This is a genomic window from Arthrobacter sp. Cr_A7 (assembly GCF_029222765.1).
Taxonomy (GTDB): domain Bacteria; phylum Actinomycetota; class Actinomycetes; order Actinomycetales; family Micrococcaceae; genus Arthrobacter.
Genome location: NZ_JARHXQ010000259.1, coordinates 1 through 16,810 on the forward strand (window position 1 = coordinate 1; position 16,810 = coordinate 16,810).

17 protein-coding genes are annotated in these 16,810 nt (G+C 66.9%); 4 read left to right on the forward strand and 13 right to left on the reverse strand.

Annotated features, from left to right (window positions below; translation table 11 throughout):
* Positions 1-28 precede the first annotated feature (28 nt).
* The 4 genes from P2Q66_RS15275 to P2Q66_RS15290 form a co-directional block, all read right to left on the reverse strand.
* Positions 29-1,720 (reverse strand): ribonuclease J, encoded by a 1,692-nt coding sequence (locus P2Q66_RS15275; protein ID WP_079595485.1) that lies wholly within the window; start codon positions 1,718-1,720, stop codon positions 29-31.
* 41 nt (positions 1,721-1,761) lie between these two features.
* On the reverse strand, positions 1,762-2,670 hold the full coding sequence (gene dapA / locus P2Q66_RS15280) for a 4-hydroxy-tetrahydrodipicolinate synthase (protein WP_115525028.1): 909 nt from the start codon (positions 2,668-2,670) through the stop codon (positions 1,762-1,764).
* 63 nt (positions 2,671-2,733) lie between these two features.
* Positions 2,734-3,582, reverse strand: coding sequence for a carbon-nitrogen hydrolase family protein (locus tag P2Q66_RS15285; RefSeq protein ID WP_275729454.1), 849 nt, complete (start codon positions 3,580-3,582; stop codon positions 2,734-2,736).
* Positions 3,583-3,602: 20 nt separating this feature from the next.
* Positions 3,603-3,977, reverse strand: coding sequence for a hypothetical protein (locus P2Q66_RS15290; RefSeq protein ID WP_275729456.1), 375 nt, complete (start codon positions 3,975-3,977; stop codon positions 3,603-3,605).
* 125 nt (positions 3,978-4,102) lie between these two features.
* Here P2Q66_RS15290 and P2Q66_RS15295 point away from each other — a divergent pair, with 125 nt between their 5' ends.
* The gene (locus tag P2Q66_RS15295; protein WP_275729458.1) at positions 4,103-5,338 is read left to right on the forward strand and encodes a heparan-alpha-glucosaminide N-acetyltransferase domain-containing protein; all 1,236 of its coding nucleotides are present in this window, start codon (positions 4,103-4,105) and stop codon (positions 5,336-5,338) included.
* A 19-nt stretch (positions 5,339-5,357) separates the two neighbouring features.
* Here P2Q66_RS15295 and P2Q66_RS15300 read toward each other — a convergent pair whose 3' ends face one another.
* From P2Q66_RS15300 to P2Q66_RS15330, 7 genes are all read right to left on the reverse strand, one after another.
* A complete protein-coding gene (locus P2Q66_RS15300) occupies positions 5,358-5,837 on the reverse strand; it encodes a hypothetical protein (RefSeq protein WP_275729461.1) in 480 nt (159 codons plus the stop codon).
* Between the two features lie 3 nt (positions 5,838-5,840).
* On the reverse strand, positions 5,841-6,611 hold the full coding sequence (gene dapB, locus P2Q66_RS15305; RefSeq protein WP_275729463.1) for a 4-hydroxy-tetrahydrodipicolinate reductase: 771 nt from the start codon (positions 6,609-6,611) through the stop codon (positions 5,841-5,843).
* A 68-nt stretch (positions 6,612-6,679) separates the two neighbouring features.
* Positions 6,680-7,147, reverse strand: a complete 468-nt coding sequence (locus P2Q66_RS15310) for a molybdenum cofactor biosynthesis protein MoaE (protein ID WP_275729464.1) — start codon at positions 7,145-7,147, stop codon at positions 6,680-6,682.
* A complete protein-coding gene (locus P2Q66_RS15315) occupies positions 7,137-7,661 on the reverse strand; it encodes a MogA/MoaB family molybdenum cofactor biosynthesis protein (protein WP_115525045.1) in 525 nt (174 codons plus the stop codon). The genes P2Q66_RS15310 and P2Q66_RS15315 overlap by 11 nt, the downstream gene beginning before the upstream one ends.
* Positions 7,662-7,672: 11 nt before the next feature.
* Positions 7,673-8,167: a cyclic pyranopterin monophosphate synthase MoaC gene (gene moaC, locus P2Q66_RS15320; RefSeq protein ID WP_079595491.1), complete on the reverse strand. Its 495-nt coding sequence runs from the start codon at positions 8,165-8,167 to the stop codon at positions 7,673-7,675.
* A complete protein-coding gene (glp, locus tag P2Q66_RS15325) occupies positions 8,155-9,420 on the reverse strand; it encodes a gephyrin-like molybdotransferase Glp (protein WP_275729467.1) in 1,266 nt (421 codons plus the stop codon). Before glp ends, moaC begins: the two co-directional genes overlap by 13 nt.
* A 23-nt stretch (positions 9,421-9,443) precedes the next feature.
* Positions 9,444-10,877 (reverse strand): molybdopterin-dependent oxidoreductase, encoded by a 1,434-nt coding sequence (locus tag P2Q66_RS15330; protein ID WP_275729477.1) that lies wholly within the window; start codon positions 10,875-10,877, stop codon positions 9,444-9,446.
* Between the two features lie 314 nt (positions 10,878-11,191).
* On the opposite strand from P2Q66_RS15330, the gene moaA reads away from it, so the two are divergent.
* The 3 genes from moaA (at position 11,192) to P2Q66_RS15345 (ending at position 14,741) form a co-directional block, all read left to right on the forward strand.
* Positions 11,192-12,307 carry a GTP 3',8-cyclase MoaA gene (moaA, locus tag P2Q66_RS15335; protein ID WP_181884809.1) on the forward strand — a complete coding sequence of 372 codons (1,116 nt, stop codon included), beginning with the start codon at positions 11,192-11,194 and terminating at the stop codon, positions 12,305-12,307.
* 6 nt (positions 12,308-12,313) lie between these two features.
* Positions 12,314-12,580 carry a MoaD/ThiS family protein gene (locus P2Q66_RS15340; protein WP_115525037.1) on the forward strand — a complete coding sequence of 89 codons (267 nt, stop codon included), beginning with the start codon at positions 12,314-12,316 and terminating at the stop codon, positions 12,578-12,580.
* A gap of 274 nt (positions 12,581-12,854) precedes the next feature.
* Positions 12,855-14,741 carry an HNH endonuclease signature motif containing protein gene (locus tag P2Q66_RS15345; RefSeq protein ID WP_275729471.1) on the forward strand — a complete coding sequence of 629 codons (1,887 nt, stop codon included), beginning with the start codon at positions 12,855-12,857 and terminating at the stop codon, positions 14,739-14,741.
* A gap of 61 nt (positions 14,742-14,802) precedes the next feature.
* Here P2Q66_RS15345 and P2Q66_RS15350 read toward each other — a convergent pair whose 3' ends face one another.
* The gene (locus P2Q66_RS15350) at positions 14,803-15,321 is read right to left on the reverse strand and encodes a DUF1579 domain-containing protein (protein ID WP_345795634.1); all 519 of its coding nucleotides are present in this window, start codon (positions 15,319-15,321) and stop codon (positions 14,803-14,805) included.
* A gap of 100 nt (positions 15,322-15,421) precedes the next feature.
* Entirely contained in the window at positions 15,422-16,765 is a 1,344-nt protein-coding gene (locus P2Q66_RS15355; protein ID WP_275729474.1) for a pitrilysin family protein, read from the reverse strand.
* Positions 16,766-16,810: the final 45 nt, after the last annotated feature.

Consider the following 16,810-nt stretch of genomic DNA (forward strand, 5'->3'; position numbering starts at 1 on the left):
GGCGCTGCCGTGGGGGCAGCGCTTTTTGTCAGGCCTCGAGCACCACGGGGATGATCATGGGGCGGCGGCGCAGTTTCCGGTTGACCCACGTGCCAACTACCCGGCGGACTACCTGCTGGAGCTGGTGGCTGGTGTGGTCCGCGTGGTTGAGGACGGCTTCCTCAAGGGCTGCGTTGATCTTCGGGATGATGTCGTCGAACACCGAGTCGTCCTCTGCCACGCCGCGGGCATGGATTTCAGGTCCGGACACCACCTTGCCGGTGGTCCGGTTGATGACGGTGATGATGGAGATGAAGCCCTCGTCGCCGAGGATCCGGCGGTCCTTAAGGTCGGCGTCGGTGATTTCGCCCACACTGGAGCCGTCCACGTAGACGAAGCCCACCTCAACCTGGCCCACCACGTCTGCGCGGTGGTCCTTGAGGTCGATGACCGTGCCGTTGTCCGCAAGGATGACGCTTGCCTCCGGAACGCCGGACTCGATGGCGATCTTGCCGTTGGCGATCAGGTGCCGGGTTTCGCCGTGCACGGGCATGGCGTTGAGCGGCTCGAGGATGTTGTAGCAGTAGAGGAGTTCCCCGGCCGCGGCGTGGCCGGAGACGTGGACCTTGGCGTTGCCCTTGTGGATCACGTCGGCGCCGAGCTTCAGGAGCCCGTTGATGATCCGGAACACGGCGTTTTCGTTGCCGGGGATCAGGCTGGAGGCCAGGATGACGGTGTCACCGTCCCCCACCACCACCCGGTGGTCCCCGTTGGCCATCCTGGACAGCGCGGCCATCGGCTCGCCCTGGGAACCGGTGGACATCAGCACCACGCGGTTGTCCGGCAGGTTGTCGATGTTTTTGATGTCCACGATCAGCCCCGGCGGCACGTCCAGGTAGCCGAGCTTCTCGGCAATGGCCATGTTGCGGACCATGGACCGCCCCACGAACGCCACCTTGCGGTTGTGCTTCGCCGCCGCGTCAAGGACCTGCTGGACCCGGTGCACGTGGGAGGAGAAGGACGCCACGATGATGCGCTTGGTGGCCTGGCCGAAGAGCCGTTCCAGGGTGGGGCCGATTTCCTTTTCCGCGGTGGTGAAGCCGGGGATGTCGGCGTTGGTGGAGTCGGACATAAAAAGGTCCACGCCCTCTTCGCCGAGCTTGGCGAAGTGCCGCAGGTCGGTGATGCGGCCGTCAAGCGGCAGCTGGTCCATCTTGAAGTCGCCCGTGTGCAGGACGGTGCCGCCTGCGGTGCGGATGAACACGGCCAGCGCGTCCGGGATGGAGTGGTTGACAGCCACGAACTCGCACTCGAACGGCCCGAACTTTTCAACCTGGCCTTCCTCCACCGTGAGGGTGTAAGGCCGGATGCGGTGTTCCTGCAGTTTCGCCTCGATCAGGGCGAGGGTCAGCTGCGAGCCCACCAGGGGGATGTCGTTGCGGAGCCGCAGCAGGTACGGGACAGCGCCGATGTGGTCCTCGTGGCCGTGCGTGAGGACGACGGCGACGATGTCGTCCAGCCGGTCTTCGATGTAGGAGAAATCAGGCAGGATCAGGTCGACGCCGGGCTGGGTTTCCTCCGGGAAGAGGACGCCGCAGTCCACGATCAGCAGTTTGCCGTCGATTTCGAACACAGCCATGTTCCGGCCGATTTCCCCCAGTCCGCCGAGCGGAACGATCCGCAGCGTGCCCTGGGGCAGGCGCGGAGGGGTGACAAGGCCGGTTAGGGCGATTTGGGTCATATTGCACTACTTTCCAGGCGGAAGGGTGCCGGTCTTCGCCGTCAGGAGTAGACCAGCCCCGCTTCCGCCAAATCCCCGCGGATGATTTCGATCTCGGCTTCGTCCGGCTCCACGAGGGGCAAACGGACAATCGAGTTGGGCAGGACTCCCTGCCATTTAAGAATCTGCTTGGCCGCCACGGCACCCTGGACGCGGGTCATGGTTGCGCGGACTACCGGCTGGAGTTCGAAGTTGATCTTCCGGGCGGTTCCGAGGTCGTTGGCGTTGACGGCATCGATGAGTTCGCGGAAGCGCCGCGTGGCCACGTGCGTTGTGACGCCCACCAGTCCCACGGCGCCGAGCGCCATCCAGGGAAGGGTCAGTCCGTCATCGCCGGAGTAGAAGAGGAGGTCCGTTTCGGCCATGACGCGGGTGGCGGCGACGAAGTCGGCCTTGGCGTCCTTGACGGCCACGATGTTGGGGTGCTGCGCCAGGCGGATCATGGTGTCGGGTTCGATCGCGATGGAGGAGCGGCCCGGGATGTCGTACAGCATGACGGGCACGTCGACGGCGGAGGCGACCGTTTCGAAGTGGGCGCGGACGCCTGCCTGGCTGGGCTTGTTGTAGTACGGGGTGACCAGCAGGAGGCCGTCGACGCCGAGGGCTGCGGCCTGCTGGGACAGGTGCACGGAGTGTGCGGTGTCGTTGGTTCCGGTGCCGGCGATGATGGCCGCCCGTCCGCCCACGGCTTCTTTGACGGCCCGGAACATGCCCAGGTTCTCTTCGTCCGTGAGGGTGGAGGTTTCGCCGGTGGTTCCGGTGACCACCAGGCCGTCGCAGCCGTCGTCCACCAGTTTGGTGGCCAGTGCCGCTGCCTGCCCGTAGTCCACGGCGCCGTCCTTGGTGAACGGCGTGACCATGGCGGTCAGGAGGGTACCGAGGGCAGGGATGTGCGCGGAAGAGTCAGCCATGGAAAAAACGTTACCCTGTCCCCGGCTGGTTAGGACAATGCCACGGGCGTGATGAACGTCAAATTAGGGGTTGCCGGGCGTCGAAACGCCCCGGATGGTCCGGTATCTCCTCACGACGCCCCGTTGCAGGAGGCAGGTCACCACTTCGGTCCGCGTTCCTGACGCACTCGCCAGGGGCAGGCCGTCGGGACTCCACACGCCGCTCAGTCCGCAGGACTCCCCCAATGTCGTACTGCCGCCCAGGTTGGCGAGGAGCGTAAACATGCGGTAGTCCATGGCACGGGCGCCGAGATGCAGGGCAAGCCTATGCTCCTCGTTTCGGGTGTACAGCGCGGAGACGCAGTAGACGTCCGCCCCGGCGTCGGCGGCCGTGGCGGCATGGGCCGGAACGGCGGCATCAAAGCACAGTGCCAGGGCAATCCGCCAGCCGTCCACCTCGATGAGGCCGGCTCCGTTTCCCGGTACGAACAGCTCCCGCTCCTGGCCGTGCAGGTGGGTCTTGAATGCCGTTTCGGTACTGCCGTCCGGGTGCAGTACCAGCGAGGCCAGCCGCTTGGTGCCGTCGACTTCCCGGAAGGGAGCGCCCACCACAGCGGTGATTCCCGTCCGGCGGCAGATCTCACGGATCGGGCTGAGGCGGGAGTCATCGGTCGTCAGCCATGAGTCCGCGGCCGCGAGCTGGTCCAGGCGGTAGCCGGTCAGGGACAGTTCGGGGAAGAGGACCAGGCGGGAACCGTGAGCATCGGCATCCTCGATGAGGCGCACATGCTCCGCGACATTTTCCTGGATTCCCCCGGGCAGCGACCCGCGCCGGAAAGATGTGTGCCGGGCGTGTTCGTGCTCCTGCTCGACGCCGCCTTCAGAACGGACGGGTTCATATTGGACGACGGCAACAGGGAGTGTCTCGGTCACCACTTCATCCTAGGAGTTCATCAGGCGCCAGGGCCCCCTCCCTCCCTCGGCACTTCCCCCGGCGCATGGCAGTACCGGCCCACCGCGGCCTGCCTCAGGCCCTCGGCCCAGTCGGCCAGCCGCTGGGCCGCCCTGACGTAGTGGAACAACTCCAGCGGAGTGAGTGCGTCGATGTCCGTTTCGGCGAGGCGGCGGGCAAGCTCGGCGCCCTCAGGCTGGGAGGACAGGCTGATGCCTTCCCGTTCCCACTGAATGTCTTCTGCAGGCCGTCCGGCGACCAGCTGCCGGAAGAGGAAGTCCACGACGCCCGGGCTCATGGCCTTCAGGAGTCCGGTGCTGCCGGGCTCGTAACTGTCCCGTCCGGCGCCGGGGGTTCCGTGTGATGGGGTGTGCATGCCGCCCATCCTATTCGAACATATATTCGAACACAAGAGTTCCGCGTCGGCCGTAGGAGGCCTCCAGCCGGGGTTCTTCAGCTCTTGACAGAAGGGTTCATAGGCAGGTGTGAGACTATCTGGTCATGACGTCCCGCACTCCCGCCAGAGCATCCCGGAAGACGGCAGGACCGTCCGTTCAGGCACGGCTGCAAGGTATTGACGCTGCCCGCGGGCTTGCCCTGTTGGGCATGATGGCCACGCACCTGCTGGCCACCTTCGAGTCGAACGCCGATCTCACACCTACATGGATCGGCCTGACATTCTCCGGTCGGGCGGCCGCCCTGTTCGCGGTGCTGGCGGGGGTGGGATTGGCGCTGTCCACCGGGAAGCACAAGCCCCTGGCCGGTCCGGAACTGTCAGCAGCCCGGCGCGGCGTGGCGTTGCGCGCCCTGGTGATTGCCGCCGTCGGGCTCACCCTGGGCGGCGTGGAAGTGAACCTGGCCATCATCCTGGTCCATTACGCCGTACTGTTCCTCTGCGTCCTGCCCTTCCTGGGCCTGGAGATCAAACGCCTCTGCGCCTGGGCCGCCGGCTGGATCCTGGCGTCCCCGGTGCTGGCCTACCTCCTGCGGCCATGGCTGCTCGCCGCGGAGCCTCCCCTGAAGCTGGGGCACAACCCGTCCTGGGAGGATCTGGCCACTCCCTCCCGCCTGCTCGCCGACCTGTTCTTTACCGGTTACTACCCGGTGTTCCAGTGGCTGTCGTACCTGCTGGTGGGGCTTGTCATCGGCAGGCTGATGCTCACCAAGGCGCTGGTTCCGGTGGTGCTGCTGGTGGCGGGAACGGCAGTGGCCGTCGCGGCGAAGGCCCTGGGCGTGATGGCCATGGAGAACTGGGGCGGCAGGGCTGCCTTGGAAGCGATCCTGAATTCGCCGGGTTACCCCCTGGGCAGCGTCCTGCAGGTCAACCTGACCGGGATCCCGCAGGAAGGATCATGGTGGTGGCTGGCATCTGCGGCCCCGCATTCGGGAACCACGCTGGACTTGCTGCACACCTCGGCGGTGGCGGCGGCAGTGATCGGTGCGTGCCTGCTTCTGGGCCGGCTTGCCGAGTGGGTGGACCTGGACCTGCTGCTGCCGCTGCGCGGAGCCGGGGCCATGACCCTCACCCTGTACACCGTCCACGTCTGGGTGGTTTCAGGTTTCTACCTGAAGCCGCTGCCTGCCGGGTGGACCGAGGACGGGATGTACTTCGCCCATGCGGCCACCGCCATCATCGTGGGCATGGTGTTCGTCCTGCTGAAGTGGCGCGGCCCGCTGGAATGGCTGGGGCATGCAGCCAGCCAGGTGGGCAAGGGACAGGCCAAAGCCCTCCGGTAGGGCAGGACCCCCGCCCTGACTAGGCGGGAACCTTGCCCTGGAACAGCCGGACGGCGTCGCGCATGGACGCCCTGGCCCGTTTGCGGTCGCCGGCAGCGTCGTAGGCGCAGCTCAGCCGGAACCAGGAACGCCAGTCATCGGGGGCAGCCTCCGCCTCCGCGCGGTACTTTTCAAACTCGGCATCGGCAGCCGCACGGACAATCCGCCCGGCGGGGGTCCGCGGCAGTTCGTCCACGGGCAGCCCGCCTTCAGCCTCCAGGACCTTTGCCATCTGCTCGGTGCGGGCACCGAACATCAGCTCGCGGATCAGGGCCCAGGCACCAATGACGGGGAGCACCAGATAGGCAGCCCCGATGGCCTGTGCGGCCAGGTTGCTGTCCGTCAGGAGAAGGACCGAGCGCTGGAAGGACACCACCAGGTAGAAGACCAGCAGCAGCGTCACGGCCCCCACCCAGATCTTGGTGCGGTTCTTCCGGAAGGCTGCGAGGAACCTGCCCACGGCCTAAAGCCCCAGGTCCAGGTAGCCGTCCAGGCCCACCGTGAGGCCCGGGTGGCTTGCCACGTTGCGTACGCCGAGGAGGACGCCGGGCATGAAGGAAGCACGGTCGAAGGAATCGTGGCGGAGGGTCAGCTGCTCACCGGGACCGCCCAGGAGTACTTCCTGGTGTGCCACGAGCCCGCGGAGCCGCACGCTGTGGACCCGAACGCCGTCCACCTCGCAGCCCCTGGCGCCGGCTACTTCGCTGGTGGTGGCGTCCGGGCTGGGCGGGACCTGGGCTGCGCTGCGCTCGGCAGCGATCAATTGCGCGGTCCGGACAGCCGTGCCGGACGGCGCGTCCACTTTGTCCGGGTGGTGCAGCTCAATGATTTCCACGGATTCGAAGTACTTTGAGGCTTTCGCGGCGAACGCGGATGCCAGCACCGAGCCCAGGGCAAAGTTGGGCGCGATCAGCACGCCGGTTTCCGGGTGTTCCGCCAGCAGTGCTTCCAGCGCGGACAGGCGGCCGGCGTCCCAGCCCGTGGTGCCCACGACGGCGTGGATGCCATGTTCGACGGCGAAGCGGACGTTCGCCTCGGTGCTTTCCGGAACGGTCAGGTCAACCAGGAATTGGGCACCGGAAGCGGTCACCTGCTCCAGCGAATCGCCCCTCCCCAAGGCTGCGACCAGCTTCATGTCGGGGGCGGCTTCAACGGCTTTTACGGCTTCGGCGCCCATACGTCCGTTGGCGCCCAGGACGGCCACCAGTTTGGGATCGGGAAGTTGTTCGGTCATGGCGCTAAGCCTACCGGCGTGCCGCACACGCCGAGGAACCGGGAGCGTGCGTTACCTCGCAGGAAGCGTCAGCTTCCCGCGCCCACCCATTCCACGGTTCCGTCTGAAAAGAACTGTTCTTTCCAGATGGGCACCTGTTCCTTGATCCGGTCCACCAGTTCCGAGCACACGGCAAAGGCCTGGCCGCGGTGGGCAGCGGAAACGGCACACACCAGGGCGGGATCGCCGATCTCCAGCATGCCAATGCGGTGCGCGGCCCAGATGCGGACCGGCGGGGTGTCAGTTCCGGTTCCGGATGCCTGCTGCTCCGCCACGAGCCGCGCGACGACGTCGGCCATCACCTGGTGTGCCGTGGGGTGCGCGCTGTAGCTGAGGCGGTCAACCGGCTTTCCGCCGTCGTGGTTGCGCACCACGCCGCTGAAGCTGACCACGGCGCCGGCGGTGTCGCTTTCCACGGCGGCGATGGCCTGGTCCACGGAGATGGGTTCCGCACTCAGGACTGCAGAAACTACCTCGAATGCTGATTCAGTGCCCATGTCCGCCTTCCAGCTGGTCGCAGAGGTGCCCGATCACCGGGTCCAGGACGCTTAGTCCGTCCATGACCCCTTTCGGTGATCCGGGGAGATTGATGATGAACGTGCTTCCCGCCGCGCCCGCGTAACCGCGGCTCAAGGCGGCAAGCGGCGTTTTGGCCGCACCGGCGCGCCTGATGGCCTCCATGATCCCGGGAATCTCCCGGTCAAGCAGGGGCAGGGTGACATCGGGGGTGCGGTCATCCGGGCTCAGGCCCGTGCCGCCGCTGGTGATCACGACGGCGGGACGCTGGGTCAGCAGCGCCCGGATGGCGGCCCCCACGGGCTCGCCGTCGGGGACCACCATGGCCGGGAACACGTCAAAGCCGTGTTCGGTCAGCCAGTCGGTGATCACGGGGCCGGTTTCGTCGTCGTAAATCCCTGCGGCCGCCCGGGTGGACGCGATGACCACGCCGGCTTTCCGGCCCTGCACGTCACCGTGCCGGTGCGGCTCGGGGGCACCATACGTCGTGGGGATGCTCGGGGTGGTCACAGTGCCCAGTCTCCGCTCTTGCCGCCGCTCTTGGCCAGCACCTTGATTTCGGTAAGGACCGCGTGCTTGTCCACGGCCTTGATCATGTCGTACACACTCAGGGCGGCCACGGACGCCGCGGTGAGTGCTTCCATTTCCACGCCGGTGACGCCACGGGTTTTCACGGTTGCCAGGATGGCGACGAAGTCCGCTGCCAACTCGAAGTCCACCGTCACTTTGGACAGCGGCAGCGGATGGCACAGCGGGATCAGCTCCGGGGTCTTTTTGGCCGCCATGATGCCGGCCACCCGTGCGACGGCCAAGGCGTCTCCCTTGGGAAGGCCGCCGGAACCGAGGAGGGCCATCACCTCCGGCGTGGTCCGGACCGTGGCGGTGGCCGTGGCCTCGCGGGTGGTTTCTGCCTTGGCGGAGACGTCCACCATCTGGGCACTGCCGTCCTGGCGCAGGTGCGTCAGCGCGGCGGGGGTCTGTTCTGAATTCACAGCATCCATACTTCCACCTCATCACCGGCGGCGAGCGCGGATACTCCTTCGGGTACATGGACGAGTGCGTTGGATCCGGCCAGGGCGTGCATGAGGTGGGAGCTTTCGCCGCCTTCGAGCTGCACTGTGCCGTCCGGCTGGAGGCTGCCGCGCCGCACCTGGTGCTTGTGTTCCGGGGACGTGAGCGCGTGGCGGAGCCGGGCGCGGAGAGGCAGCCGTGGTGCCGGTGCGCCGAGCAGCGCTGAGAGTGCGGGGCGGAGGAACATTTCGAAGGAGACCAGGCAGCTGACGGGGTTTCCCGGGAAGCCAAGGAACGGGATGCCGTCGAAGGTCCCGATCCCCTGCGGTCCGCCCGGCTGCATGGCCACATGCAGGAACTCGACCGGCTGGTCCGCCATCGCCTGCCGCACCACTTCGTAGGCGCCCTTGCTCACTCCGCCGGTGGTGACAATCAGGTCTGCGTCCACGCCCTGGCTCCGCAGCAGGTTCTGCAGTTCTTTGGGGTTGTCGGTGGAAATCCCGGCGCGCAGGACCCGCAAACCAGCCTGCTTCATGGCCGTTTCCAGGAGCGTCCCGTTCGCGTCATAGATCTTGCCGACGGACAGCTCCAGGCCCGGTTCCACCACCTCGTCCCCCGTGGTCACCAGTAGCACGCTGACGGGTTGGTACACCGTCACCTCCGGGATGCCGAGGGCGGCGAGCAGCCCCAGCTGGGCCGGGCCCAGGAACGTGCCGGCAGCCAGGGCCCGCTCCCCCGCAGTGATGTCGCTTCCGGCCGCACGGACAAATGTTCCCGGTTCAGTGGCCGGCAGCTGCACCGCCGCTTCCTCCCCTGGGGCAAGGAAGCGGTCCGGAGCGGCCCGTTCAATGGGTACGACGGCGTCAGCCCCCGCCGGGATCATGGCACCTGTCATGATGGGCGCTGCCATTCCCGGCGCCAGCGCGACTGCCCCGGCCCCGGCCGGAACGGGGGCTGCGACACGCAACTCTGCGCCGCCGTCGGGCACGTCGCTGCACCGGATGGCGTAGCCGTCCATTTGGGAATTGGCGAAGGGCGGGAGGCTCACCGGCGCCAGGACTCCGTGCACGAGGCCCCTGCCCAGGGCCTGGGACAAGGGCAGGACCTCCGTGCGTGCCTGTGCTCCCAGGGGCCGGAGGAGTTCTGTGACGGCTGCCAGGTGGTCGGCGACGGACCGGGCCCGGTGGGCGGCGTCCCGGTGCACTGCTTCATGGAGGTGGCCGTGCGGGTGCGGGCTGGTCATAGGTACGCCTTCGGTTGCGGCCGTCAGGATTTCACGTCCACTCTAACGGTGTGGAACCCCGTGGCTCCGTCCGGCGCGACCGGCCTTGCCTGCTCGTCCTGCGCGGTGCCGCGAAGGTCGGTGGCGCGGACCTGGACTTCGTACTGCCCAGGGGTCAGGTCCACCCCGAGCTTCCATTGGTACCAGGTATCCACGGAAATACCGGGGGCAAGGCCGGCTTCCCGCCACGGCCCGCGGTTGATCCGAAGCTCCACTTTTTTGATGCCCGTATGCTGCACCCAGGCGACGCCACCGAACATCACCGTCCCCGGCGCCACGGACCGCCGCCCGCCCGGGGGCACATCGATCCTGGACGACATCTTGATGGGCCCCCGTTCGGACCAACCCCGGGGTGTCCAGTAGGCGGCATCGTCGGCGAACCTGGTGACTTTGAGTTCGGTGACCCACTTTGTCGCGGAGACGTACCCGTACAGCCCCGGTACCACCAGGCGGACGGGGAAGCCGTGTTCGAGCGGCAGCGGTTCGCCGTTCATGCCCACGGCCAGCAGGGCGTCCCTGCTGTCGGTGAGCACGTCCAGCGGGGTACCGGCAGTCCAGCCGTCGGTGCTGCGCGAAAGCACCATGTCGGCGCCCGGCTGCGGACCTGCCAGGGCCAGCAGTTCGCGCACGGGCCAGCCCAGCCAGCGGGCGTTGCCGATCAGGTCCCCTCCCACCGTGTTGGACACACAGGCGATGGTCACATGCCGTTCGATCAAAGGTTTGGCCAGGAGCCCGGCGAGGTCCAATTCGATCTCGCGGTCCACCATGCCGGTGACTTTCAGGACCCAGGTGTCGGGATTGACCGCTGGCACGGACAAGGCGGTATCGATCCGGTAGAAGTCGCGGTTGGGAGTGACCAGTGGCTGCATTCCGTCCAGCCCGGCTTCCGCTCCGGCAGGGATGGGCGGCGCCGGCGATGCTGCCCTGGTAAGCTTCACACGTTCCCTCGCTTCGCTGACACCGGCAGTGGCGCCGCGCCACATACCTGCCAGGATTCCGCCGATCACCGTGGCTGCCGCACCTCCGGCCAGGTTTTGCAGGAAGCGCCGACGTGCGGTTCCGGGCGCAACGGCGCTGTTGGGCGCCCGGCCGGCCCACTCCTGCAGCCTGCGGATCAGGTATCCCAGCAGAAGTGCAGCAACGATCGCGGTAACGAGCGGCAGGGCCAGGGCTACGGGCGTCAAGTGGGCACGCGTCAGGACCGCCGCCACTCCCACCAGCCCGAACACGCCAACAATCACCACGCCGGCGTAGCGACGCCGGTCTTCCGCAGCTCCGGCCAGTGCGGCCAGGGCTGCGATGACCAGCCCCATGCCCACCAGAAGGGCAACCTTGTCCGCCGTCCCGAACAGCGCCACGGCCCAATCCTTGACGCCGGGCGGAACAGCGTCGATGACGGCGCCGCCCACCGCCGTCATCGGTGAAAGTGAGGGGCTGAACGCTCCCGCCAGGAGCTCCCCTGCCACCACAGCGGCACCCACCGCGACAGCACCGGCGGCCGCCGCAAAGCGGCGCCGGGAGCGTTGCGTCAACTCTTGGTGCCGGAGACTGCCGGTGCGCTCCCCAAGGCCCGTGCCGCCGTCGTGCGTTTCCTGCTGGGGCTGGGAGCTGTTCACACCTCCAGCATAGGTTCGCGGCTGGCGGGGAGCGCCGGCCCGCAGGGGATTCTGCCTGCAGCCCACTCCGTGGTCATCGGTGTGATCTACGGCCTATCGTGGCGTAGCCTGAATTCATGACTGTCCAGCTAGGAATGCCGCAGCCCCGGGAGGATGACCGGTCGGTCCCGGCTGCCCGCCCGGCGGATGCCGGGGCCGGGCTTGTGGACCGCTACGGGCGCCGGGCCACCGACATGCGGCTGTCCCTCACGGACAAATGCAACCTCCGCTGCACGTACTGCATGCCCGCCGAGGGGCTGGAATGGCTCGCGAAGCAGGCCGTCATGACAGCCGACGAGATTGTCCGGATTGTCCGGATCGGTGTGGACCACCTCGGCGTCCGCGAACTGCGGCTCACCGGCGGCGAACCGCTGGTCCGGCACGACCTGGTGGGCATCATCACGGAACTGCGTCGCAACCATCCCGCCCTGCCCATCTCCATGACAACCAACGCTGTGGGCCTGGCCAAGAAGGCGGCCTCCCTGAAGGCTGCCGGGTTGACGCGCATCAACGTGTCGCTGGACTCCCTGCACGAGGAAACTTTCACCAAACTGACCCGCCGGCCGTTCCTGGACCAGGTCCTGGCCGGCGTGGATGCCGCGTGGGCCGCCGGGCTGGGCCCGGTCAAGCTCAATGCCGTGCTGATGCGGGGCATCAATGATGCCGAAGCGCCGTCGCTGCTCGCCTGGGCGCTGGGGCGCGGGTACGAGCTGCGCTTCATCGAACAGATGCCGCTGGACGCCGACCACGGCTGGACGCGGCGGAACATGATCACGGCGGCGGAGATCCGCGGCCTGCTGTCCGCCGACTTCGTCCTCACCCCGGATCCCCGGGCCCGTGACGGCGCCCCTGCCGAACGCTTTGAAGTACGACGCCGGGTGGCCGGCACCGCTGATGCCACCGGTCCCGTGCTGGGCACCGTAGGAATTATCGCCTCAGTGACGGAGCCGTTCTGCTCGGACTGCCGCCGCACCCGGATTACAGCCGAGGGCAAGATCATGAGCTGCCTGTTCTCACGGGAAGAGTTCGACCTCCTGGGCCTCCTGCGGTCAGGTGCCGGCGACGACGACCTGGCACGGCGGTGGCAGGATGCCATGTGGATCAAACCAAAGGCCCACGGCATGGACCACGTGGGACTTGACGCTCCGGACTTCGTCCAGCCGGACCGCAGCATGAGCGCCATCGGGGGCTGAATTGTGATGAATGTACGTTACTTCGCTGCCGCGCGCGCTGCTGCGGGTGTTGAGGAAGAAAAGTTCGACCTGCCGGAAGGCGCTACCGTGGCGGAGCTGCTCGAAGCCGTCCTGTCCGTGGAGCGCCCCGAACCGCCTGCCGGCACTCCCCCGCTGGCCCGCATCCTGTCGCGCAGCAGCTTCCTGCTCAACGAGGTGGCGGTGCGCGACCAGTCAACCGTTGTGGGACCCGATGATGTGGTTGACGTGCTGCCTCCGTTCGCCGGCGGATAAAGCCCTCACCGCGCCGTATTTCTATAGTGGGCGGTTTCCGTAGCGGCTCGATTTCCCAGCGGCTCGTGGCATATCCGCCCCTTGGTCATGCCGCGGATCCGCCCGACGGAGTGCTGGCGGCCAGAATGTCAGTGCCTCCCGCGATGATTCCTGTATGGGAAACGGCAGGGGCTCCGGAGCTGACGGGACAGCGCTGTTTCCTGCCGTCGCAGCTGCTCCACCACAAATTGTCAGTGCCTCCCGCGATGATTCTTCTATGGGAAACGGCGCGGTCATGGCAGCACCAATGGAGGGTATTTTTGCCACCACGGCTGCCATGAACGCGCTGTTCCTTGAAGAGGAAGCCCTTGCGGCTGCTTCGCTGGGGGCTGATGGCGACGGCGTTGATCTGCTGGACCGGTTCTACCGGAACCGGTTGGAGCGGCTGGGCCTGGAAAAGCGACTCGAGGCGCAGGTCGCCGCGCTCAAGGCCCGTGATGCCGTCCAGTGCCTCGACCTGCAGCAGGCCTTGACCCCGCCCGGCGCCTCCACCCACGACCGCACCTATGCGGAAATATCGGCAGTGGAAGAAATCGCCGGGATCCTGACCGTCAGCTCCGGGGCAGCGGCCGCGTTCCTGGCCCAGTCCCGTAGGGTGTGCTCGCTGCCTACCGCCTTTGAGGCGCTGTCCACCGGGTCCCTCTCATGGCAGCACGCCCGGATCATCGCCGACGAAACCGAGAACCTGGACCACGCCGGCGCTGTGGCCTTGGCGGATCATTTCCTGGACCCGGATGCGCCGAATCCTGCGCGGGGCTGTCCGGCTGGGCAGCTGGTGCCTTCACGGTTGAGGTCAAAGGTGCGGGCTTGGCGGGAGCGGCATCATCCGGAGTCGATCGAGAAACGGCACGCGAAGGGTGTTGCGGACCGGCGGGTCGAATTCACCCCTGACCGGGACGGCATGGCCTGGATCTCGGCCTACCTCCCGGCCGACTCCGCGTTGGCGGCCTGGAACAGAACCACGGCCATCGCCCGCGGCCTGCAACGCCCCAACGAAACCCGAACCCTTACTCAGATCAAAGCTGACGAGTTCACCCGCCGCCTCCTCAGCACCGGCACCACCGCCACGGCGGGTGGCCGCACCGCGGGGGCCAGTGGGGCGGGGGTCAGCGGGGCGGACGACAGGATCCCGGACAGCAACAGCGCGGGCGCCTGCCACACCGGCATCCGCACCCCCGGGCGGGCTTCCCAAGACAACGGTGCAGCTGTTCAACAACTCCCCGAAGGGTTCATCGGGCTTGCCACGCTCGATGGGTCAGACGAACCAGCAGCAGACCTCGGCATCCCCGACGCCCTGGCAGCGGCGTCCATGGAGGCGGGCAGCGCCGGCGACCACGGAACCACGAGCCTTAGCGATCCCGGAACCGGCGCGTTTCCCGGCGACCCGGAAGTCGGGAAGATTCCGACCCCGCGGGCGGACGTCATCGTCACCGTCCCCGTGTTCGCCCTGTTCGGCCAAACCGACGAACCCGCCAGCCTCGACGGTTACGGCCCCATCCCCGCGTCCATGGCCCGCAAACTCCTCACGGAAGGCACAGATTCCTTCACCCGCGTCCTCGTCGATCCACGCGACGGAGCACCCCTCGAAATAGGCCGCACCAACTACCGGATCACCAAAGCAATGCGACAATCCCTGGCCCTCCGGGACGGCAAATGCACCTTCCCCGGCTGCAACAACAACGCCCTGGACAACGACGCCGACCACCTCACCGCGTGGCAAGACGGCGGAACAACCGGCATCAGCAACCTGGCACAACTCTGCCCAAAGCACCACCGCCTCAAACACAACAGCGGCTGGACACCAACAGAAGCAACAAGAACCAAACCACCAGGCTGGACCTCACCCACCGGCCGCCACTACACCAGCGAGCAACCCGACCGGGAACAAACCATCTGGCCGGACAGCATACTGGTTCAGGAAATGAATAACGTGCCGCACCTGCTGGAACCACCCTGTGAAGAACCAGAAGACAACAACCTCATCGACGCCGGCGACATCGCACCCTACGACCCCGCGTGGGACGACTTCTACGCCATGCCCGTCGTCCTCCCACCGGACCCGCAAAAGGACATGGCCCTGGAAAACTGGGACGTGGGGAACTGTATTCCGGTCCTGACGTGAATCGTACTGGCGTGAACCCGGCGCCTCGCTCATCAGAAAGTATCCTGGGGAACTTCGGCCGTCAGGCCCGCGTGAACGTTGAGGTCATGAACAGCGTATAAGCCGAGCCTGTGCCATCAGCGCCGGCATTTTCAGCGCTCCCGCCGCCGGGTTGCGTCCTGGAAGGCTCGCGCGACCGGAGCTCCGTCACATGTATCAGGACGTCACCGTCAAGGCGCACTGAGTGGCGGGTCCAGCCGGCACTGCCGTGGCGCTCCACACGAAGGACACCCCCTCGCCAGGTGCAGCGGTCCGGAACCGCCGGCACCGGACCTGTGGTGTCCGCGTGGTACCAGAGAACATCAGGATGGTCAGGGTCCACAGTGAACATGCCGTGGCCTTCGTAGTGCGTCCCGTCCGGCTCACGGTGGCTATATGTTTGCACAACGCCGAACCCACTGGCCACCCGCAGGTAGGTAACGTCCGCTTCCACGGTACGTTCCGGTCCCCACGGGCCGGCAGCCAGGCGCGTGCTCCCGCGCCAGTGGCCGAGGAGGCTGGACAGTGCCGGGTGATCATGGGGCGAAGGGGTTTCACTCATGCGTTCCACCCCTCACACCAGTTCCGACACCGCGCAGCAACGACGGATGGCCCCATCGTAAGCCCGCGCAGGCTCAACGCGTGTGACTTCGTTGTGAAGGTCAGAGACCGAAGGTTTCCGTTTCCTCGAACGGGCCAACCACAGTAACTGTCCGCGGGGCCGCCGCGAGCTCGGCTGCCAGGTCCTGGACCTGCTCGGCAGTCACCGCCTTGATGAGACGGAGCGTTTCGTCGATGTCCTGGTACTCACCGGAAACGAGTTCTGCGCGGCCCAGGCGGGACATCCGTGAACCGGTGTCCTCCAAGGCGAGCACGATGCCGCCGCACAGCTGGCCGACCGCCTTGCGGAGTTCGTCGTCGGAGATGCCGTGCTCCGCGAGCTTGTCCAGCTCAAGGCCCAGCAGGTCCAGCACCTGCCGCACCTTGGACGGCGTGCACCCGGCGTACATGCCGAAGTAGCCGGCATCAGCGTAGGAGGACGCAAACGAATAGGTGGAGTAGACCAGGCCGCGCTTTTCGCGGATCTCCTGGAACAGCCTGGAGGACATGCCCCCGCCCAGGACAGCGTTCAGGACGCTCATGACGTAGCGGCGGTCGTCGGTCGCGACGATGGTGGGGCAGCCCATGATGATGTTGGCCTGCTCCACAGCGCGTTTGACCACGTGCAGACCGGCGGTACCGGTGATGAGGGCGCGTTCGGTTGAGCGGCGCTTCACGGGTGAGGCGTTCGTCTCCAGGGACCAGCCGGCCGATTCAAGGGCGTCAACCACAAGGTCGCAGACGACGTCGTGGTCCAGCCCGCCGGCCGCGGTGATCACGAGTTCATCCGGCCGGTAGTAGCGGCGGTAGTGCTCCCAGACGGAGTCGCGGGCAACGGCCTTGATCGCGGCAGGGGTCCCGCCGATGGGCCGGCCCAGGGGGTGGCTGCCAAGGACGGCCGAGACGAAGTGCTCATGGGCGACGTCCGTGGGGTCGTCGCTGTCCATGGCGATTTCCTCGAGGATGACGTCCCGTTCCTGCTCCATCTCGGCAGGGTCCAGAACCGCGCCGGTAATCATGTCCGCAATGACGTCGATGGCCATCGGCAGGTCCGTGTCGAGGACCCGGGCGAAGTAGCAGGTGCTTTCCTTCGCAGTGGCGGCGTTGGACTCGCCGCCCACCTCGTCGAAGGCTGACGCGATTTCCAGGGCGGTGCGGCGCTTGGTGCCCTTGAACAGCAGGTGTTCAAGGAAGTGGGTGGAGCCGTGCTGGCCCGGGGCCTCGTCGCGGGAACCGACGCCCACCCAGAAACCGATGGTGGCCGACCTCTGCCCGGGCATCGCCTCTGTCAGCACCCGCACTCCGCCGGGCAGCACCGAACGCCGGACTTCGGAGCCGCCGTCGGAACCGTGGACCAGGGTGTCGCCGCGATGGTTCTGCTCGAGAGGCAGGGGTACAACAGTCATTGAGGCCTTTCAAAAGGGGCAGCCGGGATCTGGCTGCCATCGTAA

What these genes read in the sequence shown, in the direction of transcription:
- P2Q66_RS15275 (WP_079595485.1), bottom strand. Translation starts at nt 1,720, where the DNA reads ATGACCCAAATCGCCCTAACCGGCCTTGTCACCCCTCCGCGCCTGCCC.
- dapA (WP_115525028.1), bottom strand. Translation starts at nt 2,670, where the DNA reads ATGGCTGACTCTTCCGCGCACATCCCTGCCCTCGGTACCCTCCTGACC.
- P2Q66_RS15290 (WP_275729456.1), bottom strand. Translation starts at nt 3,977, where the DNA reads ATGCACACCCCATCACACGGAACCCCCGGCGCCGGACGGGACAGTTAC.
- P2Q66_RS15295 (WP_275729458.1), top strand. Translation starts at nt 4,103, where the DNA reads ATGACGTCCCGCACTCCCGCCAGAGCATCCCGGAAGACGGCAGGACCG.
- dapB (WP_275729463.1), bottom strand. Translation starts at nt 6,611, where the DNA reads ATGACCGAACAACTTCCCGATCCCAAACTGGTGGCCGTCCTGGGCGCC.
- P2Q66_RS15310 (WP_275729464.1), bottom strand. Translation starts at nt 7,147, where the DNA reads ATGGGCACTGAATCAGCATTCGAGGTAGTTTCTGCAGTCCTGAGTGCG.
- moaC (WP_079595491.1), bottom strand. Translation starts at nt 8,167, where the DNA reads ATGGATGCTGTGAATTCAGAACAGACCCCCGCCGCGCTGACGCACCTG.
- glp (WP_275729467.1), bottom strand. Translation starts at nt 9,420, where the DNA reads ATGACCAGCCCGCACCCGCACGGCCACCTCCATGAAGCAGTGCACCGG.
- P2Q66_RS15330 (WP_275729477.1), bottom strand. Translation starts at nt 10,877, where the DNA reads ATGACGGCGGTGGGCGGCGCCGTCATCGACGCTGTTCCGCCCGGCGTC.
- moaA (WP_181884809.1), top strand. Translation starts at nt 11,192, where the DNA reads ATGACTGTCCAGCTAGGAATGCCGCAGCCCCGGGAGGATGACCGGTCG.
- P2Q66_RS15340 (WP_115525037.1), top strand. Translation starts at nt 12,314, where the DNA reads ATGAATGTACGTTACTTCGCTGCCGCGCGCGCTGCTGCGGGTGTTGAG.
- P2Q66_RS15345 (WP_275729471.1), top strand. Translation starts at nt 12,855, where the DNA reads ATGGCAGCACCAATGGAGGGTATTTTTGCCACCACGGCTGCCATGAAC.
- P2Q66_RS15350 (WP_345795634.1), bottom strand. Translation starts at nt 15,321, where the DNA reads ATGAGTGAAACCCCTTCGCCCCATGATCACCCGGCACTGTCCAGCCTC.
- P2Q66_RS15355 (WP_275729474.1), bottom strand. Translation starts at nt 16,765, where the DNA reads ATGACTGTTGTACCCCTGCCTCTCGAGCAGAACCATCGCGGCGACACC.